Source organism: Pseudarthrobacter phenanthrenivorans Sphe3 (assembly GCF_000189535.1).
Taxonomy (GTDB): domain Bacteria; phylum Actinomycetota; class Actinomycetes; order Actinomycetales; family Micrococcaceae; genus Arthrobacter; species Arthrobacter phenanthrenivorans.
On sequence record NC_015145.1, the window covers coordinates 2,717,080 to 2,744,068 of the forward strand.

Sequence of the window (26,989 nt, forward strand, 5' to 3'; positions counted from 1 at the left end):
CCTTCCCTTGAAGTCTCATTTTCCGCAGGCAATCAGTTCGTAAACCTTTGCCTCGCCCTCAGCGTCCACCAGCTTGGCGACCCCGGCCGCTTCCAGATTGTCCAGACCCCGGAACCCGTTGTCGCCGCCGTGTACTTCCCGGTGACCGAAATCCAGGACGTAGCCAACCTGGAGGCGCTCAACAATTGGGCAGACAGATGGGTCCGAGTTTGCCTTATTCAGTGACGTATAAAGCTGCTCTAAGCCTGCCGGCATCTTGCTGAGCATGTGGAGCTGAGCAAGGTCCCTGCCAGTAAAGGCATAGGCCAACGCACTCCCGTTCCAAGGATTCCCCACCAGGGTCGCGTCCTCGGGAAGTTTCTCGGGGAGCCTCTTGAGCAGGGCCATTTCGTCTGAAGAAATCAGTGGGGAATCGTCAGCCAGCCGGTATCCGCCCGATGCTGAAATTGCCGCCTCGCGGATGTTGGCTTGCTGGGTGCTGACAACAAGCAAGACGACAGCCATGCCAGCTACGAATAAGCTCACGTAGCCCGGCGCTCGCCGGAGGTGCGCCGAAAGAGGCACTTTTTCCGATGACAGGTATCTAGTGCCCAGCGGAGCCACTAACCTATCCCAGCTGTGGACGGCACCTACGACGGCCAGCGGCAAAGTGACGAGAGGGAGCAGGGAAGCCAGCCGAGGCGGGTCGTTGTACCAGACGCCAGTTAAGAAGGTCCGCAGCTCCCCAAAGGGGAAGGAAGCGACGACAACGAAAAGACCTGCAATCACCCCATACATTCCAACCAGCCAAAGGTGCTTGCGTTGAACGATCAGCACGATAAGTCCTGTGAGGGCAAGAGCCATCACAGCCCACGAGACAGAACGTCCAATAGCGGAACTCGTAATCACCTCGCCGATAGCACGACCCGTTGTTTCCACCGGAGGCCAGAACGCTGCTATCTCCGGGGGCCGAACCTTCTTCCAGGCAGCAGCAGCCATCCCGAGTCCGAGGAGAAGCAGGAAAAAGGCTCCCATCAAGGACACCGCAGGACGGCGGGACCCTCGAGTAATTCTTGCTGTGAACCTCGTCCACAGGATCAAGAACGGAGGTATCATCAGCGCTAGCAGCGCCATGGTGCTGCTAGGGTGCGCCAAGGTGAGACCCGGAAGTACTGAAACAAACAGCAACCAAGTGACCAGTGCGGAGCCCGACTTGGAACTTGTCAGCCCTAAAGCCTGGACCCCCAAAGCCACTGCCACCGGAAGCAGCGCATTTCCAAGGAAATTCGGATACAGGACACCGAAATCCAAAAGCAGCAACGGAAAGGCTCCGAACGCTGCGGACAGAATGCCTGCCGCGACACTAACGGCAACACGTTTGCCGAGAAGCTGATGGGCCAGGACGATGCATCCAAGGGGCCAGCAAACGGAGGCGACAACGAGGTTTACGACGTTCACGGACACGGTGATATCTGCACCCGTAGTGGCCGCGAGCAGAGCGACTAGATCATGCCAAGCAGCCGGGTAGAAATCCCCGCCCGTCATCGAACTAACGGTGATGGAAGAACCTTGTCCTGTTTCGAGGATGTAGCGCACAGCATTGAGGTGAAAGACGTTGTCAAATGTCTGCGAAAACGACTCAGGACGGCCGAAGGCGCCAACAAGCCGTCTGCCGATCAGAAAGGCAGCAATCAGCACCGCGGCCGCATGACCGAGACCGATTTGCCACTCGACCGGACCAAGAAAAAACTTCCCGGCCTCCGACGGCCCTGCGGACCACCTAGCGGCTGCCCACGCAACTGCCGCCATCAGGGCAGTTAAAACGAAGACTGGCAGAAGTGACCACTCCATGCCAATCAGCGGAGCCATCAGGGCAGAGACCGCGACGATGGTCACCGAGATAGGTGGAGCTATGGCAAACAGCGCCACACCACGAACCCGGCTGGCAGAGACGACAATTGCCCCGGGGACGAATAGAACGCCGATCGCAAAAAGTAGATGCGGACCTACTGACCACCACGACAAAAGAAAACCCTCCAAGTAGTTTGAGTGGACGTGCACCAGACCGTCGGATCTTCGTCATAAGCCGCCTACCGAATCCTACTAGACGACGGCGGTGCTCTCCCGATGCACAGGCAGAGTCGGACGCCAAGTTTGATGCAAAGAACTTGACGAATGTGCTGTTCCTTCAAATGGGGTGGAACAACTAACTCCCCATAACACTCATCATGCGCGCAGGAGGGCCACAGCTGCCTCAATGGGTCCGTCAAACTTCACATTGCCGTGCTCCAGCAAGATGCCGCGATCACAAATACGGGATACAAGGTCAAGGTCATGACTCACCACGACAAGAGTCTTTCCCTCGCGTGCCAGCTCCTGAATCTTATCGATGCACTTTCGCTGGAACGGCTCATCTCCAACTGCCAGGATTTCGTCGATCAAGAACACTTCAGGATCCGTGTGAACGGCAACCGAGAAGGCAAGCCGTAGGTACATGCCGGACGAGTAGAACTTGACCTCTGTGTCGATGAATTGCCCGATTTCGGAGAACGCCACGATGTCATCGAACCTCTCCCTGACCTGCTGCTCCGTCATCCCCAGAATGGCACCATTCAGGAAGACGTTATCCCTGCCGGAGAGGTCCGGATGGAAACCGGCGCCCACTTCTATAAGGCCAGCGACCCGTCCCCTCGTCCTGACCGATCCGGTGTCCGGGAGCATAACCCCCGAAATGTGCTTCAACAGCGTTGATTTCCCTGATCCGTTCAGGCCCAGGAGTGCCACGGTTTCTCCGGTCTTGACCTCGACGGTTACGTCTTTCAGGGCGTGGAATTTTTCGGACAGGTCTCCCTTGCGGCCTTTCGCAAGCCACACAACTGCTTCCTTGATGGATCTGGTGTGCCTTAGCACGAACTGCTTGCTGATATTGGAAACTTCTATTGCATTGACCACTTACAGCTCCTGCGCGAAGCGGCCCTCAAGCCGCCGGAAAGTGTATTGCCCCAGAACAAGGACCGCCAGCGCCACGCCCATTCCCACCGGCAACCAGAGGCTGAACAAGTGGGGCGGCATGGCTGCGGTTCCATCAGTGGTGGGGAACCAGAACGCGTAGTGGAACAATTCCACGCCTATGGTGATCGGGTTTGCCTGGTAGATGGCGTACCACGTCGTACCCAGCTTCTCTTCCACCATGGTCCATGCATACATAACGGGTGACGCCCACGTGGCCACCATCAGCAGCATATCCACAAGGTTCTCTGAGTCCCGGAAGTAAACATTGGCCGCTCCGAACAACAGGCCCAGCCCTGTGGCAAGGAGGCCCACGATCAAGAAGCCTGCAACAGCAGCAAGCACCTGGATCAGATTGGGGCGCCAGCCAGCGAAAAGGCAGCCGGCGACCAGCACTACGAGCTGCGGAAAGAAATGAACCGCCGATACCCATACGGAAGCAACCGGAAACAGTTCGCGCGGCAGATAGATCTTCTTGATGAGGTTCCCGTTGTTGACTATCGACCTGGCCGCATTTCCCAAGGCTTCCGAAAAGAAGTTTATGAGGACAATGCCAGAGAAAAGGTACACAGCATAGTTCGCCAGCCCCTCGGGGTTTCTGGGACTGCGTTCCAGCCCGAGGAAGACCCCCAAGGCAACATAGAAAACGATGAACTGGACACCGGGTTTGACGTAGGACCATAGCAGCCCAAGGATCGAACCCCTGTAGCGGACTTTCAGTTCTTTCCGGACCAATAACTTGAGCAGGAAGCTCGACTGGCGAATGTCACGGAGTCCGCTGCCAAGTCCCGGGGTAATCAGTTCGTTAGGTGAAATTGCACTCACTTGATCTCGTTCTGGGTGTGCTGCTCGAACGTCTTCCTCCAGGACTCGATGGAAGTGAGGTCGTTCAGGGCAGCCTTGTACTTCTTGCTGAGCGCGGGCCACTCCTTCAGGAGGGCAGCGTGGACCCGGGCGCTTTCCGCGAGCATTTTCCGGAGCTGCTTTGGATCCCGGCGGTACCAAGAGGCACCAGTTCCTTCGGCGTTCGAGACCACAGCGCTGTCATACTGTGCCATGCGCCACCATCGGTTGTCCTGGTGGGCGACCGTGGTCTGAGGCCGCTCGGCGGTGGCGCCCTTTACAGGGCGGGCCAACTGGCGGACAACGGTCTTTGCTGCCCACGGCAACAGAGTGATTCTTGAAGGCTGCGATGGGCCGTGACCTCGGCGGGGCGGCTTGTCCATCTTGGGCGAAGGAAAGTCCTCCGGGTCTGGCCGGAAAACAGAGTCCGAGTGTCCCGACATCATTTCGCGGATCTTGGGCAGCTTTGTGGCAAGCAAGTCCGGCAGAGCCGAGGGGCCCTTAAGCACGTCTTCCAGCGCCCATTGACGTCCCTCTGCTGTTGCATACTGCATGGAAACCAGATGCTTCACGTCCGCATATTGGGACTCTTTAATCACGCGGCCCCCGAACTCGTACGGGCTATGCAGGAGAGCCGCGACCACCCTGTTCCGGGCGTGGAAGTATGCCTGCCAGCCGACGAGGTCATCCTTGTCAATCCAGGAAACATGCCACACGGCGGAGCCGGGAAGCGACACTGTGGGATAACCGTGAGCCTTGGCGCGCAGGCCATATTCAGAGTCGTCCCACTTGATGAACAGAGGCAGCGAAAGTCCGATGTCCCGGATCACCTGGGTGGGAATCAGGCACATCCACCAGCCGTTGTAGTCAACGTCGCACCGGCGGTGCAGCCACGACGTCTGGCGCAGATTAGACGACATGAAGTCGTGGCCAAGGATCATTTCTTCGCTGGGCAGCGAGGGCTGGAACCTGTAGGGGTTCACTACCTCGCCGAAGGTGTGCAGAACCGTTCGATTGTAGAGATCAAACATGTGTCCGCCCACGAGCGTGGGGGTTTTGCAGCGATCAGCAAACGTCAGAAGTCGGATGATGCTTTCAGGTTCGACGACGACGTCATCATCCATGAGCAACACGTAATCGCTGCCGTTTTCGACGGCTTCGAACATGCCCCGGGCGAACCCGCCCGACCCGCCGAGGTTGGACTGGTTAATGATGCGCAGTTTCCCGTTCAGCGACTTCTTGACCTCGTCGAAGCCCTCTGCATCTGAAAGCTTCTGGGTGCCCTGATCGACGATGAGGATCTCTTGAACGTGATCGAGCGCCTCCTCGCTCTCGGCGAGAAGTCGGAGGTTGTTAAGACAGAAATCGGTCTTGTTCAGAGTGGTGATCTGAAGAGTGACGGATCCCGGCGTGCGGTGCGTCGCAGGGCCCTGCCACTCAGCGTCGAGCATGATGAGCGGCTCGGAGCCTGCGAGCAGGTCAAACCAGTACCAGCCGCCATCACCGAAGGGCGCTAGTGAGAGCTCAAAGTAGTTATCTGCAATGCCCTCAACACGGCGGGTGTCCACGCGCTGCAGGGAGCCCCGGGCGTTGGATTTGTACACGATGACCGAGCCCGTGCCCTGGGTCCGGACCTGCAGGCGCACCTTGTCCACAGTGGTCCACCGCCGCCAGTAACTGGCAGGGAAAGCGTTGAAGTAGCTGCCGAAGGATACGCGTTCGCCTGAGCGGACTGACGTCGAATGCCGGGAAAGGAAGTCTTCTACATGGGCTTCTTTCGCCGGGCTGCTGAAAGCACGGCCAGTAGTGGGCTTGCCGTCGCGGTCACCGACGGTCGGAAGCTGAATCCCTGTTGCAGTCCCCATGTCCATGTATAGGGGTACAGTGTCCATCTGGCTGGCGCTCGGGAGGATCACACGCTGCAGTGTTTGCCACTCGCTGCGGGCATCCTCCGGTGAGGCCTTCGGAGTGTTCTTCTTTTTGCTTTCGGTTGACACACTCATGCGTCCACGCCTCCGCTTTCCAGCTTTACGCCGCTTTCAAAGTGCGGCCGGATCTTGTTGTCGAACATACTGAGCGCCGACCCGATGGCCATGTGCATGTCCAGGTACTTGTACGTCCCCAGACGCCCGCCGAAGAGAACGTCCTTTTCGGCCGCCGCAAGGTCGCGGTACTTGAGGAGCCGTTCCCTGTCCGCCGACGTGTTGATCGGGTAGTACGGCTCGTCACCCTTCTCGGCAAAGCGCGAGAACTCCCGCATGATGACGGTCTTTTCCGTCTGGTAGTCGCGCTCCGGGTGGAAGTGGCGCGGTTCGATGACGCGGGTGTAGGGGACGTCGTCGTCGTTGTAGTTCACAACGGACGTTCCCTGGAAGTCCTCCATGTCCAGCACTTCTTCCTCGAAGTCAATGGTGCGCCAGGACAGGTCGCCTTCAGCGAAGTCGAAATAGCGATCCACGGGACCGGTGTAAACCACCGGTATGTTCCCGACGACCTTGTTCTTGCTGTACTCATGCGACTCATCAAAGAAGTCGGTGTTCAGCCGTACCTCGATGTTCGGGTGCTCGGCCATCTTTTCGATCCACGCCGTGTAGCCGTTGGTTGGCAGGCCCTCGTACTTGTCGTTGAAGTACCGGTTGTCGTAGTTGTAACGCACAGGGAGCCGCGAAATGATGCCGGCGGGCAAGTCCTTGGGGTCCGTCTGCCACTGCTTGCCCGTGTAGTGCTTGATGAATGCCTCGTACAGCGGCCGGCCGATCAGCTGGATGCCCTTGTCGTTGAGGCTCTGCGGATCAGTTCCCGCAAGCTCGCCGGCCTGCTCCTGAATGAGTTCGCGGGCCTGGCCGGGCGTCATGTTCGCGCGGAAGAACTGGTTGATGGTGGCCAGGTTGATGGGCAGGGAGTAAACCTCGCCCTTGTGCACGCCGTACACCTTGTGGACGTAGTTCGTGAAGGTAGTGAACCGGTTGACGTATTCCCACACGCGCTCATTCGACGTGTGGAACAGGTGGGCACCATAACGGTGAACCTCGATACCGGTCTGCTCTTCTTTTTCGCTGTAGGCGTTGCCGCCAATGTGGTGGCGGCGGTCGATGACGACAACCCTCAAGCCGAGCTCAGTAGCGGCCTGTTCTGCGATTGTCAGGCCAAAAAAGCCGGACCCTACGATGACAAGGTCAGCGGTCACAAAATCTCCTGGTTTGAATGCGGGCAGCGCAATGATGCGCATTGTCTGCTGCTCTAGCCTACCCGAGGGACTGTGGCGCGCGTCGAATCGGGATGCCTGCCGAATGCGCCGGCGTGCAGAAACTAGGCCTCGGCCAGCAGCCCATTCTGTTCAACGTAACGGGCTCCGCTCTCCGGGCACACCCAGTCCCCGCCGTCCTGTTTCAGCGGGTGTCCGGCCTTGCCCACCCAACCGATCCGGCGGGCCGGCACCCCTGCCACCAGTGCGAAGTCGGGTACGTCTTTGGTAACGACAGCGCCTGCGGCAACCGTTGCCCAGGACCCAATGGCCACCGGAGCAATGCAGACCGCGCGTGCCCCGACTGCTGCCCCCTCGCCGATGGTGACCCCGACTTTGTCCCAGTCGTCCTCCGTCTTCAGGTCGCCGTCGGGAGTAACTGCGCGCGGAAAGACGTCATTCGTCAGCACCACCGCCGGACCGATAAAGACGCCGGCAGCGAGGACCGCAGGCTCGTAGACCAGGGCGTAGTTCTGCACCTTGCAGTTGTTTCCCAGCACTGCTCCAGGTCCTATGTAAGCTCCGCGTCCGATGACGCAGTTTTCCCCCAGCCGCGCGCCCTCCCTGACTTGGGCAAGATGCCACACCTTGGTTCCATCACCAATCTCCGATTCGGGGGAAACGTCGGCACTGGCAGCAATGGTGCTCATGCGGGCTCCTTCAACGGTGGCGGACACGGCGAGGTCCGGTTGTTTAGCGATCCTAGCCGAGCCAACGAGGGCTGCGAAGCAAGCTTCCCGGGTGCCACATCGCGGCCGTTTATCCACATACGAGAACCCACGGTAGCTGGCGGCCGAAGTCTCTGCCTAGCGTGGATCTAAAGGCACCAAAGGATTTGAACCGATGACACTCCACTGCACCCTGGTGGCCAGTCCCCAGTCACAACTGGTGGAAAGCCCCATTGAACTCACGATTTACGCTCCTCCAGGTGCTTCAGGCGCGGCTGTCCACGCTCAGTTGGTGAGGAGGTTTTCCGCGGGCAGGGTTTCTGTTGAAGGCGAAGATCTGCGTTCCCTGCGCCTTGGCACAAAACCCCTGGTCAACGGCGCAGTACTGGTCGACGCCGGCAGCCAGCCGGTAAGCCGGAAGCTCCGGCGACGCCCTGCACCTGATCCCGCTGCGCCCATCGCTCTTGCCGTCCACAGCGGCCCGGGATCCGGCATTGTGGTCCCCCTCCGGCGCGGCACGTACACGATTGGCAGAAGCAACACCCGAGTCCTGATCCAAGATCCTGAGCTCTCCCGCGAGCATGCCCGCCTTGTGGTCACCGAAAAGGACATCATGATTGTTGACCTTGACAGCGCCAATGGAACGTATGTCGACGGCGGCAGGGTCCGCCATGCAGTCATAACGACGGCGTCTTCCATCCGCTGCGGCAACTCGGGGATGTCCTTGGTCTTTTTGGACGTCCCGCAGGAAGTACTGTCCGACGCCGGCACGTCAGTAAGCGCGCCCCTCGCCGTGGCGGGGCTCCCTGAGTCCGGCAACCGAGGGGTCCTTTTGCTCACCGCCGTGCTGCCCCTCGTGATTGGCGTGGGCCTCGCCGTCTTCACCGGGATGTGGATGTTCCTCGCTTTCGCGGCGGTCTCCGCAGTTACCGTGGTGCTCCCGCTGGCGGCTGGACGGCGCCGACAACGGGACTTCGCGGTAAGGATCAAGGACGCAGTAAAGAAGGACCGGGAGCGGCGGCAGCGTTCCGGCCCTTCCCTCCCGCTCCTGGTGCTGGCTTCCGGCCATTTGGGGCCTGAGTCACCCGCGGTATCCGGGGAAGGCAAGGTGTGGCTCCGCCTGGGCCTTGCTTCGCAGCCTGCCAATCTGAAGTTCGAGTCCGGCACTGCACCCCACGCCGCACCTTCCGCCGGCGAGGTTCCGGTGCTGTTGAACCCGGCCCAACCTCACACCCTGTTTTGTGGACCCCAGGCAACAACAGACGCGATGATCCGTTCTCTCGTCATGCAACTGGCCGGGTATCCCAGCGGGCGCCGGACGCGCGTCATCGTCTGTGGGAACCCTGACGGCCTTCCCCTTCCTGCCCGCTTCCTCCCCGGCGTTACGCTCACCGCCTCAGCGGAGGCGTGCCTGCAGGAACTGCACGAGGGCTTTGGGACCCGGCACCACGGCGTCCTCTTCCTGACGGCGGCGTCGGGCACCGCTGATGCTGCTTTGGTGGAAACCGCAATGCAGATGGGCTGGCAGGTCCTTCAGTTTCAAAGACCTGACGACCCCCTCATTCATTCGGACATCCAGCTCACTGAGAGGCAATCAACCCTGTGCGGACCTCACCGGGAGACCCGGTTCATTCCGGACTTGGTGCCGGCGGATGTGTTCAGCAACTTCTGCCGAATGCTCGCAGGGTCTCCGGTACTGCCGGGGCGTCAGGAGCGAGACGTCCCTACAGTCTGCAGCCTGGCGGAGCTCCTCCCGCTCTCTCCCACCGCTACGGCTGGACGCTGGAAGGAGAATGCCGGTAACGACTCTCTGGCCTTTCCAGTGGGGATGGGAGCAGCAGGGACGCACGTCCTGGACTTGCAGACGGACGGACCTCACCTGTTGATAGCCGGAACCACCGGCTCCGGAAAATCCGAACTACTCCGCAGCCTGACACTGGCACTGGCGCTCAGCCATCCCCCGGACCGGGTCAACTTCCTGTTTGTGGACTTCAAGGGCGGATCGGGGCTCGGTCCGCTTGTTGGGCTCGCCCACTGCATTGGCCTCCTGACAGACCTGTCCGTTCACGAGCTGGACCGGACGCTCAGCTCCCTTCGGGCTGAAATCAGGTTCCGGGAGGAAGCCCTTGCGGCAGCAGAGGTACCCGATCTGGCCGCTTACCGGTCATCCCCATCGTCCGGGAATCTTCCGCTCCCCCACCTGGTCATCATCATCGATGAGTTCCGTATGCTCGTGGACGATGCCCCCGAGGTGCTCCGTGAACTCATGCGCATCGCGGCCATTGGCCGGTCGCTGGGCCTGCATCTGGTCATGGCCACCCAGCGGCCACAGGGTGCGTTAACTTCCGATATCCGGGCAAATGTCACGTCGAGCATCGCCCTGCGAGTGCAGTCAGGCATCGAATCCCAGGACATCATCAACAGCCCGGCGGCCGCTGGGATTCCCGTGAACGCGCCCGGGAGGGCGTTTATCGCCAGGGGCGCTGAGCCGCCCCAGGAATTCCAGGCCGCGTCCATCGGTACGAGGGACAAGGCCGGGACATCCGACGATGTCGAGGTGCTCCTCGCCGTGGAACACCTGTCTGCCCGGAGCAAGGTTCCACCCGCTACTGCAGTCGTCGATACCCAGACGCCGGCACAGGCCGCGGCCCCGCTTGTTGAGATGGTGCGGGGACTCTGGCGTTCCTGGAACGGAACAACCCCGCGGTTGCCGGTCGCCCCGCCTCTCCCGCAACAGTTGTCCCGACCTACGGACAGGCCCATCCCGGCGGATGAGAATGACGCGGTTATTCACATAGGGCTGATGGACGTGCCCGAGCAGCAAGCGGTGAGACCCTTGCGATGGAGCCCCTCGCGGGACAGCCATCTTGCGTTGATTGGGAGCCCCGGGTCGGGAGCCTTGGAAGCCCTCGAACTTGCCGTCCAGGAACTTGCCCTGCACCGTGTTGAGTCGCACTGCTATTTCCTGGATTCCAGCGGGACATTCCTTCCCTGGGCGGCAGACACCCGGACGGGCGCGCACGTGGGGCTGCACGAGCTGCGGCGCGGCGTCCGCGTCCTCGAGCGGCTTGTCCAGGAAATGGCGCACCGTCTCGGCCGGCCAGACGATGGTGTGGTTCCTCTTGCCGTCGTCATTTCCGGCTGGGGATCCTGGGTGTCGGCGCTGCGCGCCGGCCCCTTGGCGTGGGCAGAAGATCTGGTGCAGGACCTGGTCCGCGATGGTGGGCGGGCCGGCATCACAGTCCTCGTAGAAGGCGGGAGGGAAGTCGTCACCGCCAGGTTCTGCGGTTCGCTTCCGAACCGCATCTACTTTCCCACCGGCTCCAACGAGGACAGCAGGATGGCATGGCCCAGGATGCCCTCCATAGCCCCGATCAAAGGCAGGGGCGTGGCGTTTGGCCCCATTGCCGGCGGCAGTGCAGTCTGCCAGATCTACGACCGGGAGCACGCCGGCTCGACGTCCCGAAGCCCCGGGGGTCGCGGGGCACCATCCTCCCCGAAGCGGCCTTCATCCTCCCGGGAGCGGCCTTTCAGGGTTGAACCGCTGCCCGCCCTCATCACAGCCGCCGAGCTGAAGGCGTTGTTGCTGGATTCAGCTAATGGCTCCGCGTCGCCTGCCCGAGGGAACCATGCCCGAGGAAACGATGCCCAAGGAGACCATGCCCAAGGAAACGCTGCTCGACCACTACACGTCCCTGGCAAAAACAGCGTGGAGGAAGTGTTGATTGGGGTGGGCGGAGATGAGTTGGAGCCGGTTTCGTTCGGTATCCGGGCCGGGAGTGTGTTCGTTGTACTGGGCGGGGCATCGGCCGGGAAAACAGGCGCTCTCCGCGCCGTGCAGGCCTTGAACCCGAGCGTCCCCTGGGTCTGCCCCGAAGGCACGAGTGCCGCTCCGGATTTCTGGAGCCGTACTCTTGCCCGGGCAGCGGCCGGGCAACTCCCCGAATCAGCGGTCTTGTTGGCGGACGACGCTGACCTCCTGCCGCCCGAAGCCCTCCGGGACCTGACGGAAATCCACACGCTGGGCTGCGCAGTCATCCTGACTGCAAATTTCAGCCCCCTGCTCCCCCAGCGCGTCCCGCTGGTCATGGAAGCGCGGGCCGCGGGGAATGGAATCCTGTTGTCCCCGCGGTCCGCCATGGAGGGCGACCTCTTCGGTGTCCGCTTTGATGTCGAGTCCCACCCGCCGGCCGGCAGGGGTGTCGTGATCGCCAGGGGACGGTCCTCGCCCATCCAGGTGGCGTGGGCAGGCACCAGCTGACGTGGCGAAGAGCCGGTTAAGGAGGCTGCAGGAAGTCTTCCGGTCAAAGGGCCGGCGTGCTGCCTCCAGCACGGGACGCGTAACTGATGACCTTGTTCTGGAACAGCAGCACGATCGCCGTGACCGCCGGGAGCAGCATCGCCAGGCCGGCGAGCAGGAGGCCCCCCGTCAGGGTGGGAAAACCGATAGTCAGGACAAACAGCTGCGCTACCAGTGCAGCGGCCCGGGTCCAGCGGTAGCCGCGGAAGAGAAAGAGGGCCACCGCATACAGCCAAGCCGAGAAAGCCAACAGCAGCACCAGGGTGAAAAGGGCTCCCCAAAAAGACAGGACCGGGCTTCCGCTGACCAGTTGGTAGCCGTACCATCCCGCTGCAGTAAGAAGGGCGGTAGCCTCGGCGAGGACCACCAGCGCCACGATAATCACGCCTGCAGGGCGCGTCCTACCAGCAAAATCGGAGTGTGGGTCCGGCCCCTCTGCCGGGTTGTCCGGGGAGGACGCGGAGCCTGCTGGGTTAACCGGGGGTCTTGACACACTGGCACCTTACCGGACATAGTCGGACGGTGGTGAGGGCCAGCAGCGCCGATGTGATGTATCGCTCAGCTTTCCAAGGATATCCAGCCTAATTACCCCTTGTTTACACAGCGTTAACATGACAGTCTTGATTCAGATGACCAAGGGGGCCCTGCCGGGCCCTTTTCCTTTGTAGCTCCTAGTGAATAATTTCACAAGGAGCTCTTCCCAGAAATGGAGCAACTGATCAGCATGGATTGGCGTAACCGCGCGGCGTGCCTCGAGAAGGACCCCGAACTCTTCTTCCCCGTCGGGAACACGGGACCTGCCCTCCTGCAGATCGAGGAAGCCAAAAGCGTCTGCCGCCGGTGCCCTGTGGTGGATACGTGCCTGCAATGGGCTCTTGAGTCCGGCCAGGACGCCGGCGTCTGGGGCGGCATGAGCGAGGACGAGCGCCGGGCGCTGAAGCGCCGCGCCGCCCGCGCCCGCCGCGCGTCCTGAATTAGCGCTTCCTGGCAGCAGGGACATAATAGACGAATCAGCCCCGGCCGCAACCTTTCAAGGTCGCAGCCGGGGTTTCTTTTTGTCTGCACGGGCTTCCTTCATCCCCCACGGCAGCAAGCGCCCCGCGACTGATGCCCGCGCGCATGCCGCCGCCGGCGTGAACCTGTGGCCCCTACTTGCCGGCCAGGCTCAGCCGGATCTGGACCGCAGTGCCGCCACCCTCGCGCGGCAGCCACTGGATCGTCCCGCCCAGTTCGCTGGTCACCAGGGTCCGGACGATCTGAAGCCCCAGCCCCTCAACGTGGGGTATATCCGGAAGCCCAACGCCGTCGTCAGCAATGGTCACGGTGAGTTCCTCACCGTCGTCCCCCTCGGACCTGTCAGCGATGAGCCATACCGTTCCGGCCCGCCCCTCCAGTCCGTGCTCCACGGCATTGGTTACCAATTCATTGATGACGAGGGCCAGCGGGGTGGCCAGGTCACTGGGCAGCTCGCCGAACGTGCCGGACCGCTCAGTACGCACCTGCTGGGACGGCGAGGCCACTTCGGCCGAGAGCCGGAACTGGCGCCCGATCAGTTCATCGAAGTCCACGCTCTGGGTGAGTCCCTGGGACAGGGTCTCGTGAACCAGGGCGATGGTGGCCACCCGGCGCATGGCCTGCTCCAGTCCCTGCTTCGCTTCATCGCTGACCATGCGGCGGGACTGCATGCGCAGCAGGGCCGCGACCGTCTGGAGGTTGTTCTTCACCCGGTGGTGGATTTCGCGGATGGTCGCGTCCTTGGTGACCAGTTCCATTTCCCGGCGGCGCAGCTCGGAGACATCGCGGCACAGGACCAGGGCGCCAAAGCGCTGCGTCTCATCCCGGAGGGGAATCGCCCGCAGGGACAGGCTGACACCGCGGGACTCGATCTCACTGCGCCATGGCATGCGGCCCGTAACTACCAGGGGCAGGGTCTCGTCCACCATCCGGCGGTCCTTGAGCAGGCTGGCCGTCACCTCCGCCAGCGACCGGCCCTCGAGCGACTCGCCGTCACCCAAGCGGCGGAAGGCGGAGACGCCGTTGGGGCTGGCATACTGCACAATGCCCTCGGCGTCGAGCCGAATCAGCCCGTCGCCGACGCGCGGGGCTCCGCGGCGGGAACCGGTGGGAGAGGCAAAATCAGGCCACAGCCCCAGGGTCCCCATCCGCAGCAGGTCGTACGCACACTGGCGGTAGGTCAGCTCCAGCCGGGACGGCATGCGCGAGCTTGAGAGGTCCATGTGGGTTGTGACAACGGCCAGGGTGCGCCCGTTCCGGACCATGGGCACGGCTTCCACCCGCAGGGCCATGTCGCTGCTCCAGTTGGTCTCGCTGGAGCGCTCGATGGAGCGGCTGTTCCAGGCCTTGTCCACGAGCGGCTGCAGATCCGACCGGATGCCCTCCCCCACGAAGTCGCCGTGGAACACGGTGTGCGTGGTGGAGGGCCGGACGTGCGCCAGCGCTATGTAGCCAAGGTCCGGGTGGGGGAACCACAGCGCAAGGTCGGCGAACGCCAGGTCCGCCACCATTTGCCAGTCCCCCACCAGGAGGTGCAGCCATTCGGCATCGCCCGGCCCAAAATCAGCGTGTTCCCTGATGGGGTCCGTAAAGATTGCCACTGCACCTCCAGTTGCGGCGCTGGAATCCTAGCGCCGGACGATTGACCTCAAGAGCCTCAATGCTACCGACAGTGAAGCCATATCGTCGGCCTCGAGTGAATTGACCTCATCGAACATGCTCTTCGCCCTGCTCAACTGCTCAGCGTTCTGGGCCTCCCAGTCCTTCAGCCGGGCCTCGGGCGAGTCAGTGGCAGCGGTGGCGTCCAGCACCGCCGTCGTCATGTCCGAGATGGTGGAGTAAAGGTCGTCCCGGAGGGCTGCCCTGGCCAGCGCCTGCCACCTGTCCTGCCGCGGCAGGCTGCTGATCCGTTCAAGCAGCGAGTCAGCGTGGAACCGGTTGAACACTGTGTAGTAGACCGCCGCGATTTCCTCCACCGGGTCCTTGCGCACGTGGGAGATCTTGGCGATGTCCAGCAGCACGAAGCTTTCGAAGAGCTCCGCCCACCGCAGCGCCAGGGTCTCCGGCAGCTCCCATTCGCGTGCCTGCTCCAGCCAGCCTGCCACCCTTTCGCGGTCATCGCCGCGCAGGAAGTCCAGGAGGCGCGTCCGCATGGGATCCATCACCGGTTTGAACTCGGAAACCACGTCAGCAATCGGCCGCGACAAAGTGCCTTGGCCCAGGAGCCAACGGACCGCGCGGTCAAGCAGCCGCCGGATGTCCAGGTGGACCGTGCTCCAATGTTCCGTGGGGAAGGACGCCGGCAGGCTGTTCAGCTCGCCGACCATCGCTTCGAGTTCGTAGACCTCCCGCAGCGCCACGAAGGCCTTGGCAACCGCCACCTCGCTGGCTGACGTTTCCTCCATGACGCGGAAGGCAAAGGTGATGCCCCCGAGGTTGATCATGTCGTTGGCCACCACTGTTGCGATGATCTCCCGCCGCAGCGGATGAGTGTCCAGCTCCGCGTCGAAACGCTCGCGCAGCTGCGTTGGGAAGTAGGCGCGGAGGGTTTGCCGGAACCATGGGTCATCTGCCAGGTCGCTTTCCCGCAGGGCATTGGTCAGCTCGATCTTGGCGTACGCGGCCAGCACGGACAGTTCCGGAGATGTCAGGCCCTGCCCCTGCTGCAGCCGCTCGCGCAGCGCCTCGGTGGTGGGAAGGGCCTCGAGGTCGCGGTTCAGGTCGGCTTTCTTTTCCAGCCAGTCCATAAGCCGTTCATAGCTCGGGCTCCACTCCGCGACCCTGGTCCGGTCATTCAGGAGAAGGATGTTCTGGTCGATGTTGTCCTCGAGGACCAGGCGGCCCACTTCGTCCGTCATCGATGCCAGGAAGCCGGCGCGTTCCTCCGCCGACAGCTTTCCCGCAGCCACCATCCGGTCCACGAAGATCTTGATGTTCACCTCGTGGTCCGAGCAGTCGACGCCGGCCGAGTTGTCGATGGCGTCCGTATTGAGGATGACGCCCTGCAGCGCCGCTTCGATGCGGCCGCGCTGGGTCATGCCCAGGTTTCCGCCTTCGCCCACCACTTTCACGCGCAGGTCGCGGCCGTCGACGCGGATGGCGTCGTTGGCCTTGTCCCCCACCGACGCATTCGTCTCGGTGCTCGCCTTGACGTACGTCCCGATGCCGCCGTTGTAGAGCAGGTCCGCGGGGGCAAGGAGGATCGACCGGAGGAGTTCGGGCGGGCTGAGTTCGGTGGTGCCGGCGGGCAGTCCCAGCGCAGTCCGCACCTGGGCGGAGACCGGAATCGACTTGGCCTGCCGCGGGTACACCCCGCCGCCTTCGCTGATGAGGGACTTGTTGTAGTCATCCCACGAGGACCTGGGCAGCTCGAACAGACGCTGCCGCTCCACGAACGAGGCTTCCTCGTCCGGGTTGGGGTCCAGGAAGATGTGGCGGTGGTCGAAGGCTGCGAGGAGCCGGATGTGCCGGGACAGCAGCATCCCGTTGCCGAACACGTCTCCGGACATGTCGCCCACGCCCACCACGGTGAACGGCTGGGTCTGGGTGTCGAGGTCAAGTTCACTGAAGTGCCGCTTGACCGATTCCCAGGCGCCGCGCGCCGTGATGCCCATGGCCTTGTGGTCGTAGCCCACGGAGCCGCCGGACGCGAAGGCGTCACCGAGCCAGAATCCGTACTCGGCAGCCAATCCGTTGGCGATGTCGGAGAAAGTAGCGGTTCCTTTGTCGGCAGCCACCACGAGGTAGGAATCGTCGTCATCGTGCCTGACAACGTCCGACGGCGGCACCAGCCTTTCGCTGTCCCCCTCCGTCAAGAGGTTGTCAGTGATGTCCAGCAGGCCCCTGATGAAGGTCTTGTAGCTTTCGATTCCTTCCGCCATCCAGGCGGCGCGGTCAGCGGTGGGGTCGGGCAGTTGCTTGGCGAAGAAGCCACCCTTCGCACCGGTGGGCACGATTACGGCATTCTTCACAGTTTGCGCTTTGACCAGCCCGAGGATTTCGGTGCGGAAGTCTTCACGCCGGTCAGACCAGCGCAACCCGCCGCGCGCAACCTTGCCGAAACGAAGGTGCACGCCTTCGACGCGGGGGGCGTAGACCCAGATCTCGAACATCGGCCGCGGGAAGGGCAGGCCTTCGATCCGTGCGGGATCAAGCTTGAAGCTCAGGTGCGGCTTGTGCTGGTAGTAGTTGGTCCGCAGCGTCGCCTCAATCAGGTTGACGAACGTGCGCAGGACCCGGTCGGCGTCGAGCGTCGCCACCTTTTCTATGGCGGCATCCAGGTCCAGGCGGACTGACTCCTGCCTCTCGCCCCGTTCCTCCGGGCTGAGCGAAGGGTCGAATCGGGCGGCGAAAAGCGCCGTGAGCCCCTTGGTGACCTGGGGGTTGGCCAGCAGGGTGTCGGCCATGAAACCGAAGGAGTTGGTGTTGCCCATCTGCCGCATGTACCGGGCATAGGCCCGCAGGACGGTAATCTGGCGCCACTGCAGTCCTTCGCGGAGGACCAGCCGGTCAAAGCTGTCCGATTCGGCCGCGCCCGTGACGGCAGCACCGAAGGAATCTGCCAGGAGCTCTCCGGTGGAAAGCGGATCCACCTTGGCCGGGTATTTCAGCCCAAGATCGTAGAGAAAGAAATCACGGCGGTCTGCCGTCTCGATCTCGAAGGGCCGCTCGTCCAGGACTTCCAGGCCAAGGTTGTGGAAGTAGGGAAGGATCTGGCTCAGGCTCTTGGGCTCCAGCATGTACAGCTTGACCCTGGCATCTTCTTCAAGCGTTGCCCCGGCACCTTCCGGAAGGTAGACGTGGACGCCCGGCCGCTCCTGGACAGTACCTTCAGCCCGTTCCGCGGCTGCACCATACTTCTCGAAGCGTGCGATGTCTTCCAGGGCGTCTTCGACCTCGTAGTCCACCCGGTAACTTGCGGGGAACGCCTCCGACCAAATCGCGGCAAGCTCCTTGGCCTCGGCAACGTCCCGTCCCTCGCGCAGGACCTCGGCGATGCCTTCGCTCCAGGAGCGGGCGGCACGGACCAGGCGCTTTTCAAGTTCCTCGGAGTTGACGTGGCTGACGTCCGCGTTCTTGGGCAGCCTGATCCGGAAGAACAACCGGGCCAGCGCCGACTCCGTCATACGGGCCTCGTAGTCGATGGAGACGGCCTGGAACGTCTCGCGCAGCTCCTGCTCGATGCGGAGCCGGACGTTGGTGGTGTACCTGTCCCTGGGCAGATACACCACGGCCGACATGAACCGCCCGTAGATGTCGGGGCGGAGGAAAAGCCGGGTCCTCCGGCGCTCCTGCAGCTTCTGGATGCCCAGTGCCGTGGCGGCCAGATCTGGAATTTCGATCTGGAACAGTTCGTCGCGGGGGTAGGTTTCCAGGATCCCCAGCAGGTCCTTGCCGGAATGCGAGTCCGGCGGGAATCCCGCGCTTCGCAGCACGGCGTCAACCTTCTCGCGCACGATGGGGATATCCCGGACCGAACCGGTGTAGGCGCTGGTGGCAAAGAGGCCGATGAAGCGGCGCTCGCCGTTGACGTTGCCATTGGCGTCGAAGCTCTTGACGCCAATGTAGTCAAGGTATGCCGAGCGGTGGACGGTGGAGCGCGAGTTTGCCTTGGTAATGACCAGGGCGCGTTTTTCCCGGGCCTTCTTCCGGCCCGTATCCGTCAGGTGCTGGATATGCGGCGAATCGGCAGAAGCGCGCAGCAGACCCAGTCCGCTGTCCTCGCGCAGCTCCAGTACGTCTTCGCCGTCGACGTTGACCAGGTCATATTCCCGGTAGCCGAGGAACGTGAAGTTGCCGTCGTCAAGCCAGTGAAGGAGATCCTGCGCCTGCCGGAGCTCGGCGATCTGGGCCGGGTTCGCCACCTGGTCCAGGCTTTCAGCGATCTGCCGGGCCCGTTGGCGCATCTTCGGCCAGTCCTCGACGGCGGCGCGCACATCGTTCAGTACCCGGTCGAGGCCATCGAGCAGGGCTGCCTTGGCTTGGTCCGTGACGCGGTTAATCTCGACGGCGATCCAGGACTCCATGTGCGAGGCGTTTTCGCCCTGGGCAATGAGATGGGACAGGTTGGGCATCGCGGCTGTGTCACCGCTGGAAATCCCAAGGTGCGCCGGTACCCGGTTGACCTTGACGAGCTCTCCGCTTTCCCTGTTGCGGGTAGCGACGAACAGCGGGTGGATGACAAGTTTGATGGCAGCGTGCTGCCGGACCAGCTCTGCATTGACGGAGTCGACCAGGAACGGCATGTCATCCGTGACGACAAAGACGACGCTGCTGTCCTCCTCGTCCAGGATGGATATGTTCGCCTGGCCCGGCTGGCGCACGGAGGCTACCTGGCGGTGGCTGTCCGCCCTGCCCACCAGCACATCCCGCGGATAAGTCCGCGCGTCCTCTTCGGCAAGGTGCTGGTAGTAATCACCAATGAAGCCCTCATCGCCTTCAATGGAAAGGGGCTGATCCTCCACGCTGGATCCAGACGACATCGACAAACGCCTCCATCAGAAGTATTCCGCTGCACCATTGCAGCTCTTATGGCGAGCCTAGTCCTTCACCCGCCGCCTTGCTGTGGAAGAAAAGACAGAGGATTTACGACTTCGCTGGGCGGATGCACAAACCAAATTTCGGATTGCGTGGCGAAGCTCGGAATCCGGTGCCGCTTCAAGCAGCAGTGATCCTCCGAGAAGGGCTCCATCCGCTGCAACCAGGTCGTAAGGCAGGAAAGCCTTGAGTTCGGCCGCCGGACCATACCGCTCCCAAGCGTCCCGCAACTGCCGTTCCGGCCCCCTGCCCACAGAGGAAGCCCGCACCCTGTTCATCACCACAACGGGGGCCGCCTGCGGAACGGCTGCTTCCAGTTCGGCAAGGCCGCGCACCAGCCTCGGCACGCCAACAGGATCGGCGGCACCGACTGCGTAGACAGTGTCGGCGAGCTCAAGCGAACGCAGCGTGGCCGCGTTCCGCCGCGGAGCCATCGTGTCAAAGCTCAGCTCCTCGTCCGCTTCGAGGCAGAAACCCGCATCCACCACCACCACGTCGGATATCTGCCGGGCACGTTCCAGTACCAGCGCGAGCGCGGACGCCCGGAGTTCGGTCCAGCGGTCGGCGCGGGTAATACCGGTAAGTACCCGGAAGGTGCCGGATTTGGTGGCCACGGGGGCAGCGACCTTTTCCAACGCCTCCCTGTCCAGCAATCCCTGGTCCGCGAGCCGGCACGCCTGTGCCAGGCCCGCCGATTCATCCAGCAGCCCCAGGACGGCTGCAATGCTGGCGCCGTAGCTGTCCGCATCGACCAGGATGACTTTCTTTCCGTCCGCCGCCAGTTCGCCCGCCATGTTGGCGGCGAGCGTGGTCCGCCCTGGAGCTCCGGCCGGTCCCCAGACGGCGATGATCCTTCCCGGACCAGGTTCTTCGGGGCCTGGTGGCGGTTCGGCGTTTACCGGCTTCAGCGCAGCTCCCGGATCTGCAGGAGCACTTCTGGGCGCCCCTCGAAGTCCTGGTCCGGCAAGTTGCGTCACTGCCTCTGAAATCCTGTCGGAAAGTGCGGCCGATTCCACCCCGGTGAGCGCCGGCACCACACCTATGCCCCGCAGCCTCGCGGCCTCATCAGGACTGTCGGTCAGGGCAATGATTGCCACCCCGACCGCCGAGAGCCGGTCCACAAGGGAAGACGTTAATCCTTCAGACCCTTCGGCAACGACCGCAGCCCGGGCCAGGCCGCTTTGGCAGGCAGCCAGGAGTTCGGGGAGTTCGGCACATCTCCTCACCACTGTTACCGGCCCATGCAGCCGCTCAAGCCCGCCGACCACGTCCTCCCGGCTCTGGCCCACGGTGACCACAGGAATGCTCATTGGGCGCCGCCGCCCGGGTTCCACACCACGGAAATCTTGGCCTCATTCGCCTGGGCTCCCAGCAGCGCCGGCATCCGCGCGTCCTCCACCAGCACCATCAGAACGGTGGTCTTCGATGACCCCAGGGCTGTTGAGCCGGCCGTCACCTCTGCGATTTCCGCCCCGGAAAGGAGGAGCTTTGGTTCGCTGAAGCCGTTGCGGTCATCAGGTTGCGCAACCCAAACGTCCACCCTGGCGCCCGCTACCGCCTGGGCCGGCAGGGCTTCCTCGATGGTGAGAGCCACCGGCTTCCGGTCGAGTTCGTCAACGGAACCAAGGCTGGCCCTCGGAACGAGCTGGTCCTTGCCGATGCGCTGGACAGCCACCACCCCATCAGGGAGTCCTGATTCTGCAGTGATGTACTGAGCCTCGGTATCCCCGAGGCGCACCTTCGCCCGCACCACATTGTCCTGGGTGAGCTTTTCACCCACTGCGATGCCATCGCGCGCGGCAAACACTTCCGTTGTCCGGTCAGCACTGCCCACAAGCAGGACAACGCCTGCGACAGAAACGAGGACCAGCAGAATACCGGCCAGGAGCCTTGGATCCTTCCAGGACGGGCGCCTGAGCCGTGACGCCGTGGCAGATGATGAATCAGGAACCATGCAGTGATCTCCCCCTAAAAGCGCCGGACCGGCTGCCGTGTCCGGACCACCTCATTGTCACCGCCGCGCAGCCGGAACAAAAGTCATGCGTCCAAACGGGGCCAATCTGTGGATAACGCCTACAAAGTACCGTCTTCGATGGCAAAATGGATACATGCCCAGGTTCCTCACGCTCGCGGATGTTGCCGAGCAGCTTCAGATCAATTCACCCGCCGCGTATGCACTTGTCCGCAGCGGTGAACTGAAGGCCATTCAGGTCGGCGGCAGGGGCCAGTGGCGGGTGGAAGAAAAGATGCTGGAGCAATACATCGAGGAACGCTATGCGGAGGCGAACCGCATGATCCAGGAAGCCAAATCCAAGTCAGTATGAGCTCGCGGTTTCACCCCTTGGGGCTTCCCACCGCAAACTGCGCAGCCCTAAAGTTCTCCTGCCCGCCGTGATCTGATGGCTCCCACGGCCGAGAACGGAATAACCGACACCTGGCTGACCTGCTGGCTGCGACGCGCCTCGCCCGGAGCGAACGTTGCCAGGTCCAGGTAATCCCTGCCCACCCTGTCAATGACACCGGACAGCCTCACGGAGCCTGGACCGTGCCCCACCGTAACCGCAAGTTCCGCGCGATCCCTCGCCAAGCCCCGCAACGCATGTGCCAAGCCCAGCTTCCTGCGCACCGCAGACGTCTCAGGGATTGAGAGCCGGCCCAGGCCCACGTAGCGAACAACCGAAGCATACGGAACCAAGACCTGGTGGTGCTCTTCGTCCAGCACCAGTGCGTCGGCACCGGCGTGGCTGAGCGACCCGTGGACAACCTCCCCGCACCCAAGGAACACCGTAAGCCGGCATCCCAGTGCGCCCCTGAGCCGGTCCCCGAGCTCAGTGCCTACTGATTCCGCCCTTGCCCGCTCATTGATGTCGGCGTCCAGCGAAAGCCGTTCTGCCTCCGCGAACTGGCTTTCCATGTCATTGAAGAGTGCATCCCAGCGCATTGCGCCAGCGTAGGACCACGCCGACGGCAGGTCAACGAGGACAGCAATTCTTTCCACCGTATGGACAAAAAGATGAGTCGGAGCGCAAACTCGGTCAATGAGCATCAAACGCTATCAAACCGCATCAAACGGACTGTCGCGTGGTTAGCGCCACTGGCCCGGCCAGGAACTCCGACGTCCTTGCAGCGGCCGGTGTACTCCTGCTCGGCATCCTGCTGAGCATCCTCGGGTGGAGCCTGATGCAGCAGTGGAGGGACTCCGTGGCCAGGCACCAGGAGCCCGACGTGGAGATTCTCCTCGCCGTCGTGGCAGCGGCAGCAGGAGCGGGAACCGTGGTTTGGTGGTTTGCCTCGCTGGGATGCGCCGCCGGCACGGTCCTACTGGACCGCCGGGGGCGAACAGGAGCCGCAGCAGCAACTCGGAGACTTTCACCAGCCTTCATGCAACGGCTTGTACTCGGGATCCTGTCCGTCCAGGTCCTTTCCGGCCCCGCTGCCCAAGCAGCGCCACCGGCACCCGGTCCGGAATGGGCACCTACGCACGAACTTGTTGCCTCAGCACCAGTCATCCCGGGAACACCAGGACCGGCTACAGACCAGGCAGGCCCGCCCGGCACTGACACCATCCCATCAATCCCCACGTCAACCGTTCAGCCGGGGTGGCAGCCCGCAGCCCCGGCTGTTAGCCCCGGAATGCTCGCGGCACCTGGAATGCGGGCACCAGCAGAACCAGCGGCGCCGGAAGCTGAGGGTGTCACGGTCCATGCCGGCGACACGCTGTGGGACATAGCCGCACGTCATCTCGGGCCGGGCGCATCGGATGTGGATATCGCGAGCCAGTGGCCCCACTGGTACGAGGCAAACCGCGCACTGATTGGCGCGGATCCCGATGTGCTGCTCCCGGGACAAATACTCCAGCCGCCAGCTCCTGCCGGCAACTAGACCGGCCCGGTCTATCCGGCCAACCACGTAAGGGGAAAAAAATGAGAGCAGTAACTCCGATAACCGCTGACCACGGTCCAGGGACATTCCAAGGCAAGAGCACACTCCAGGGTGCAAGCACGTTCCCGGGCCCAGCTGCGCTCCAAGGCCCAGCTGCGCTCCAGGGCGCACCTGCCCGTCAAGGTCCAACCACACTGCCGGGACGGCATCTTGGCGGAAGTCGGCCGCGCCAGGAGCCAGCCGCCCCCGGTACGTCCCGGCCCGCCCTTCCAGTTCCGTTGCGCCCTGCGGACCCTGCAGCGGAAGTGCGGGCCGTCGCCCGCAGCACCGTCCAGGCGGCGATGGAGGTTCTGGCAGGCATCCGGCCCATCCATCAGCTGGCCCGCCGGCTTGATCCCCGCTGCCTGGCGGCCCTGCAGCACCGCGCGGCCCTCATCAGGAGGGAGCTGAACCGGACAGGCAATCCGGCGCTCGCCCGCCTCCACCGCAACTCAGCGGTCCGGTCCGTACGGGTTTGCGAGGTGGCCGACGGCGTTTATGAAGCCAGCGCCGTGGTGGTGGACGACGTCCGGGCGCGTGCTGTCGCCCTCAGGCTGGAGCAGAGCAAACAGGTGTGGCGGGTGACAGAACTTGTTATCGGCTAGGACGCAGGCGAAATGCCGCAGGGCCGGAAACTCCTGCTCCCGGCCCTGCTTTTACTGCCTGCACCCCAGCCTTTTGGCCGGCACTTCCCGCCCGCTCAGCGGCGCTTCTTCTTCGCCGGGCGCTTGGCTGCGTCCTGGGCTGCTGCCTTGGCAGGATTGCCGGAACGGCCGGGGGAACGCGTCTCCACCCGGGTCTGGGCGCCGCCGGTCTCGCTGGGGGCGGTGTACTGCAGCTGGGCAGGCTTCTCCGGAGCTTCCAGCCCGGCGGCACGAACCTGCGGTTCCACATGCTCGGTGTGTCCGCCCTGGGCATCTGCAACCAGCACGTCCTGCGCCGGAGTGACTTCAACTTCGAGGTTGAACAGGAAACCTACGCTTTCCTCGCGGATGGCTTCCATCATGCTCTGGAAGAGAATGAACCCTTCACGCTGGTACTCCACCAGGGGATCACGCTGCGCCATGGCACGCAGGCCGATTCCTTCCTTGAGGTAGTCCATCTCGTACAGGTGTTCCTGCCACTTACGGCCAATGACCGAGAGCACCACCCGGCGTTCGAGTTCCCGCATGCTCTCCGAGCCAATGGCCTCCTCCCGCGCCTGGTAGACCAGCCGGGCGTCGGACAGCAGCTCCTCTTTCAGGAACTCGACGGTGAGCCTGGACTTTCCGCCGGCTTCCTCGATGATCTCTTCGGCGGTCACGCTGACGGGGTAGAGGGTCTTGAGGTTCGTCCAGAGCAGGTTGAAGTCCCAGTCATCGCCGTTGCCCTCCGCCGTTGCGGCGTCAATGAGGGCAGTGATCGTGTCCTCGACGAAGAACTGCACTTTTTCGTGCAGGTCGTCGCCTTCAAGGATGCGGCGCCGGTCGCTGTAGATTGCCTCGCGCTGGCGGTTGAGGACGTCGTCGTACTTCAGCACGTTCTTGCGCTGTTCGGCGTTGCGTCCCTCAACCTGCCCCTGGGCAGAGGCGATCGCGCGGGAGACGAGCTTGGATTCCAGCGCGACGTCGTCAGGGACGGAGCTGTTCATCAACCGTTCCGCCGCCCCGGAGTTGAAGAGCCGCATGAGGTCATCGGTCAGCGACAGGTAGAAGCGGGACTCACCCGGATCGCCCTGGCGCCCGGAACGTCCGCGGAGCTGGTTGTCGATCCGGCGTGATTCGTGGCGTTCAGTGCCAAGGACGTAGAGGCCACCGAGGTTCAGGACTTCCTCGTGCTCGTCCTTGACCGCCTGCTTTGCAGCCTCAAGGGCCGCCGGCCACTCCGCCTCGTATTCCTCGGAGTTCTCTTCCGGATCCAGACCGCGCTTGGCCAGCTCAGCCACGGCGGTGAACTCAGCGTTGCCGCCGAGCATGATGTCCGTACCGCGGCCGGCCATGTTGGTTGCCACCGTCACGGCACCCTTCCGGCCGGCCTGGGCGACGATCGCGGCTTCACGTGCATGGTTCTTCGCGTTCAGGACCTCGTGGCGGATGCCTTCCTTGGCAAGGAGGCGGGAAAGGTATTCACTCTTTTCCACGCTGGTGGTGCCCACCAGCACGGGCTGGCCCTTTTCATGCCGTTCGGCAATGTCCCGCACCACGGCGTCGAACTTCACCGTTTCATTCTTGAAGACCAGGTCCGGCTGGTCGATCCGCTGCATGTCGCGGTTCGTGGGAATGGCCACCACGCCCAGCTTGTACGTGCTCATGAACTCCGCCGCCTCGGTTTCGGCGGTACCGGTCATGCCGGAAAGCTTCTGGTACATGCGGAAGTAGTTCTGCAGCGTGACCGTGGCCAAGGTCTGGTTCTCGGCCTTGATCTCGACGCCTTCCTTGGCCTCGATGGCCTGGTGCATGCCCTCGTTGTACCGCCGCCCGGCGAGGATGCGGCCCGTGTGTTCGTCGACGATCAGGACTTCCCCGTCCAGGATGACGTAGTCCTTGTCCCGCTTGAACAGTTCCTTCGCCTTGATGGCGTTGTTAAGGAACCCGATGAGCGGGGTGTTCGCGGATTCATACAGGTTCTGGATGCCGAGGTAGTCCTCTACCTTCTCGATGCCGCTCTCCAGCACGCCCACGGTGCGCTTCTTTTCGTCGACTTCGTAGTCCTTTTCGGGCTGCAGCCGGAGGACCACCTTGGCGAACTCGCTGTACCACCGGTTCGTGTCGCCCTGCGCGGGACCGGAGATGATCAGCGGGGTCCGCGCTTCATCGATGAGGATGGAGTCCACCTCGTCAACGATTGCGAAGTGATGCCCCCGCTGGACCAGTTCGTTCTTGTCCCAGGCCATGTTGTCCCGGAGGTAATCGAAACCGAATTCGTTGTTGGTGCCGTAGGTGATGTCAGCGGCGTACTGCTGGCGGCGGACGGCAGGATCCTGGTTGGAGAGGATGCACCCGCTGGTGAGGCCGAGGAAGCGGTAGACGCGGCCCATCAGGTCAGACTGGTATTCGGCGAGGTAGTCATTCACGGTGACCACGTGGACGCCGTTTCCGGCCAGCGCGTTCAGGTAGGCGGGAGCGGTCGCCACCAGGGTCTTGCCTTCACCGGTCTTCATTTCCGCGATGTTGCCCAGGTGCAGGGCGGCGCCGCCCATCAACTGGACATCGAAGTGTCGCATCCCGAGGGTTCGCGAGGAGGCTTCCCGGACGGCGGCGAAGGCTTCCGGAAGCAGGTCATCCAGTTTTTCGCCGTCCTGGTGGCGCTGGCGAAGCCGGTCGGTCTCCTCCCGCAGTTCGGCGTCCGTGAAGGTTTTGAACGAGTCTTCCAGGGCATTGATGGAGTCGGCATAGTTCCGCAGTTGCCGGAGTGTCTTTTTGTCACCCGTGCGGAGAAGTTTTTCGATAAGTGATGCCACGTGAAGATGCTCCCAGTCTCATGCCGCCGAATTCT

18 protein-coding genes are annotated in these 26,989 nt (G+C 62.9%); 5 read left to right on the forward strand and 13 right to left on the reverse strand.

Features of this window, described 5'->3' with window-relative positions:
* Positions 1-15: 15 nt before the first annotated feature.
* From ASPHE3_RS12615 to ASPHE3_RS12640, 6 genes are all read right to left on the reverse strand, one after another.
* A complete protein-coding gene (locus ASPHE3_RS12615; protein ID WP_322786472.1) occupies positions 16-2,040 on the reverse strand; it encodes a DUF6541 family protein in 2,025 nt (674 codons plus the stop codon).
* A 165-nt stretch (positions 2,041-2,205) separates the two neighbouring features.
* Complete coding sequence (locus ASPHE3_RS12620) at positions 2,206-2,931, reverse strand: ABC transporter ATP-binding protein (RefSeq protein WP_013601594.1); 726 nt, start codon at positions 2,929-2,931, stop codon at positions 2,206-2,208.
* Positions 2,932-3,813 carry an ABC transporter permease gene (locus tag ASPHE3_RS12625; protein ID WP_013601595.1) on the reverse strand — a complete coding sequence of 294 codons (882 nt, stop codon included), beginning with the start codon at positions 3,811-3,813 and terminating at the stop codon, positions 2,932-2,934. It abuts the gene before it with no gap.
* Positions 3,810-5,834: a glycosyltransferase gene (locus ASPHE3_RS12630; protein ID WP_013601596.1), complete on the reverse strand. Its 2,025-nt coding sequence runs from the start codon at positions 5,832-5,834 to the stop codon at positions 3,810-3,812. Before ASPHE3_RS12630 ends, ASPHE3_RS12625 begins: the two co-directional genes overlap by 4 nt.
* Positions 5,831-7,018, reverse strand: coding sequence for a UDP-galactopyranose mutase (glf, locus tag ASPHE3_RS12635; RefSeq protein ID WP_041652159.1), 1,188 nt, complete (start codon positions 7,016-7,018; stop codon positions 5,831-5,833). Before glf ends, ASPHE3_RS12630 begins: the two co-directional genes overlap by 4 nt.
* A gap of 122 nt (positions 7,019-7,140) precedes the next feature.
* Complete coding sequence (locus tag ASPHE3_RS12640) at positions 7,141-7,725, reverse strand: acyltransferase (protein ID WP_013601598.1); 585 nt, start codon at positions 7,723-7,725, stop codon at positions 7,141-7,143.
* 193 nt (positions 7,726-7,918) lie between these two features.
* Here ASPHE3_RS12640 and ASPHE3_RS12645 point away from each other — a divergent pair, with 193 nt between their 5' ends.
* Positions 7,919-12,004, forward strand: coding sequence for an FtsK/SpoIIIE domain-containing protein (locus tag ASPHE3_RS12645; RefSeq protein ID WP_013601599.1), 4,086 nt, complete (start codon positions 7,919-7,921; stop codon positions 12,002-12,004).
* A 43-nt stretch (positions 12,005-12,047) separates the two neighbouring features.
* Here ASPHE3_RS12645 and ASPHE3_RS12650 read toward each other — a convergent pair whose 3' ends face one another.
* Positions 12,048-12,428: a hypothetical protein gene (locus ASPHE3_RS12650; RefSeq protein ID WP_013601600.1), complete on the reverse strand. Its 381-nt coding sequence runs from the start codon at positions 12,426-12,428 to the stop codon at positions 12,048-12,050.
* Between the two features lie 339 nt (positions 12,429-12,767).
* Between ASPHE3_RS12650 and ASPHE3_RS12655 the strand changes: the two genes are divergently transcribed.
* Complete coding sequence (locus tag ASPHE3_RS12655; RefSeq protein WP_015937605.1) at positions 12,768-13,016, forward strand: WhiB family transcriptional regulator; 249 nt, start codon at positions 12,768-12,770, stop codon at positions 13,014-13,016.
* A 175-nt stretch (positions 13,017-13,191) separates the two neighbouring features.
* Here the strand turns inward: ASPHE3_RS12655 and ASPHE3_RS12660 are convergent, their stop codons facing one another.
* From ASPHE3_RS12660 to ASPHE3_RS12675, 4 genes are read right to left on the reverse strand one after another with little or no spacing between them, the layout of a single operon-like run.
* Complete coding sequence (locus ASPHE3_RS12660) at positions 13,192-14,658, reverse strand: sensor histidine kinase (protein WP_013601602.1); 1,467 nt, start codon at positions 14,656-14,658, stop codon at positions 13,192-13,194.
* A 27-nt stretch (positions 14,659-14,685) separates the two neighbouring features.
* Positions 14,686-19,539: an NAD-glutamate dehydrogenase gene (locus ASPHE3_RS12665; protein WP_013601603.1), complete on the reverse strand. Its 4,854-nt coding sequence runs from the start codon at positions 19,537-19,539 to the stop codon at positions 14,686-14,688.
* A gap of 57 nt (positions 19,540-19,596) precedes the next feature.
* On the reverse strand, positions 19,597-20,904 hold the full coding sequence (locus ASPHE3_RS12670; RefSeq protein WP_041652163.1) for an AAA family ATPase: 1,308 nt from the start codon (positions 20,902-20,904) through the stop codon (positions 19,597-19,599).
* Positions 20,901-21,548 (reverse strand): hypothetical protein, encoded by a 648-nt coding sequence (locus ASPHE3_RS12675; RefSeq protein WP_013601605.1) that lies wholly within the window; start codon positions 21,546-21,548, stop codon positions 20,901-20,903. The genes ASPHE3_RS12670 and ASPHE3_RS12675 overlap by 4 nt, the downstream gene beginning before the upstream one ends.
* Before the next feature lie 154 nt (positions 21,549-21,702).
* Between ASPHE3_RS12675 and ASPHE3_RS12680 the strand changes: the two genes are divergently transcribed.
* Positions 21,703-21,918 (forward strand): helix-turn-helix domain-containing protein, encoded by a 216-nt coding sequence (locus ASPHE3_RS12680; protein ID WP_013601606.1) that lies wholly within the window; start codon positions 21,703-21,705, stop codon positions 21,916-21,918.
* A 47-nt stretch (positions 21,919-21,965) separates the two neighbouring features.
* Here ASPHE3_RS12680 and ASPHE3_RS12685 read toward each other — a convergent pair whose 3' ends face one another.
* Entirely contained in the window at positions 21,966-22,535 is a 570-nt protein-coding gene (locus ASPHE3_RS12685; protein ID WP_013601607.1) for a hypothetical protein, read from the reverse strand.
* 140 nt (positions 22,536-22,675) lie between these two features.
* On the opposite strand from ASPHE3_RS12685, the gene ASPHE3_RS12690 reads away from it, so the two are divergent.
* Both ASPHE3_RS12690 and ASPHE3_RS22945 read left to right on the forward strand, forming a co-directional pair.
* Complete coding sequence (locus ASPHE3_RS12690; RefSeq protein WP_013601608.1) at positions 22,676-23,476, forward strand: LysM peptidoglycan-binding domain-containing protein; 801 nt, start codon at positions 22,676-22,678, stop codon at positions 23,474-23,476.
* A gap of 305 nt (positions 23,477-23,781) precedes the next feature.
* Positions 23,782-24,120, forward strand: coding sequence for an Rv3235 family protein (locus tag ASPHE3_RS22945; RefSeq protein WP_254362870.1), 339 nt, complete (start codon positions 23,782-23,784; stop codon positions 24,118-24,120).
* A 95-nt stretch (positions 24,121-24,215) separates the two neighbouring features.
* On the opposite strand, the gene secA is transcribed toward ASPHE3_RS22945, so the two are convergent.
* Entirely contained in the window at positions 24,216-26,954 is a 2,739-nt protein-coding gene (gene secA, locus ASPHE3_RS12700; RefSeq protein ID WP_013601610.1) for a preprotein translocase subunit SecA, read from the reverse strand.
* Positions 26,955-26,989: the final 35 nt, after the last annotated feature.

Coding starts and splice junctions, on each gene's coding strand:
- ASPHE3_RS12685 (WP_013601607.1), bottom strand. CDS start 22,535: ATGCGCTGGGATGCACTCTTCAATGACATGGAAAGCCAGTTCGCGGAG.
- ASPHE3_RS12645 (WP_013601599.1), top strand. CDS start 7,919: ATGACACTCCACTGCACCCTGGTGGCCAGTCCCCAGTCACAACTGGTG.
- ASPHE3_RS12670 (WP_041652163.1), bottom strand. CDS start 20,904: ATGAGCATTCCTGTGGTCACCGTGGGCCAGAGCCGGGAGGACGTGGTC.
- ASPHE3_RS12655 (WP_015937605.1), top strand. CDS start 12,768: ATGGATTGGCGTAACCGCGCGGCGTGCCTCGAGAAGGACCCCGAACTC.
- ASPHE3_RS12665 (WP_013601603.1), bottom strand. CDS start 19,539: ATGTCGTCTGGATCCAGCGTGGAGGATCAGCCCCTTTCCATTGAAGGC.
- ASPHE3_RS12640 (WP_013601598.1), bottom strand. CDS start 7,725: ATGAGCACCATTGCTGCCAGTGCCGACGTTTCCCCCGAATCGGAGATT.
- ASPHE3_RS12680 (WP_013601606.1), top strand. CDS start 21,703: ATGCCCAGGTTCCTCACGCTCGCGGATGTTGCCGAGCAGCTTCAGATC.
- ASPHE3_RS12630 (WP_013601596.1), bottom strand. CDS start 5,834: ATGAGTGTGTCAACCGAAAGCAAAAAGAAGAACACTCCGAAGGCCTCA.
- ASPHE3_RS12675 (WP_013601605.1), bottom strand. CDS start 21,548: ATGGTTCCTGATTCATCATCTGCCACGGCGTCACGGCTCAGGCGCCCG.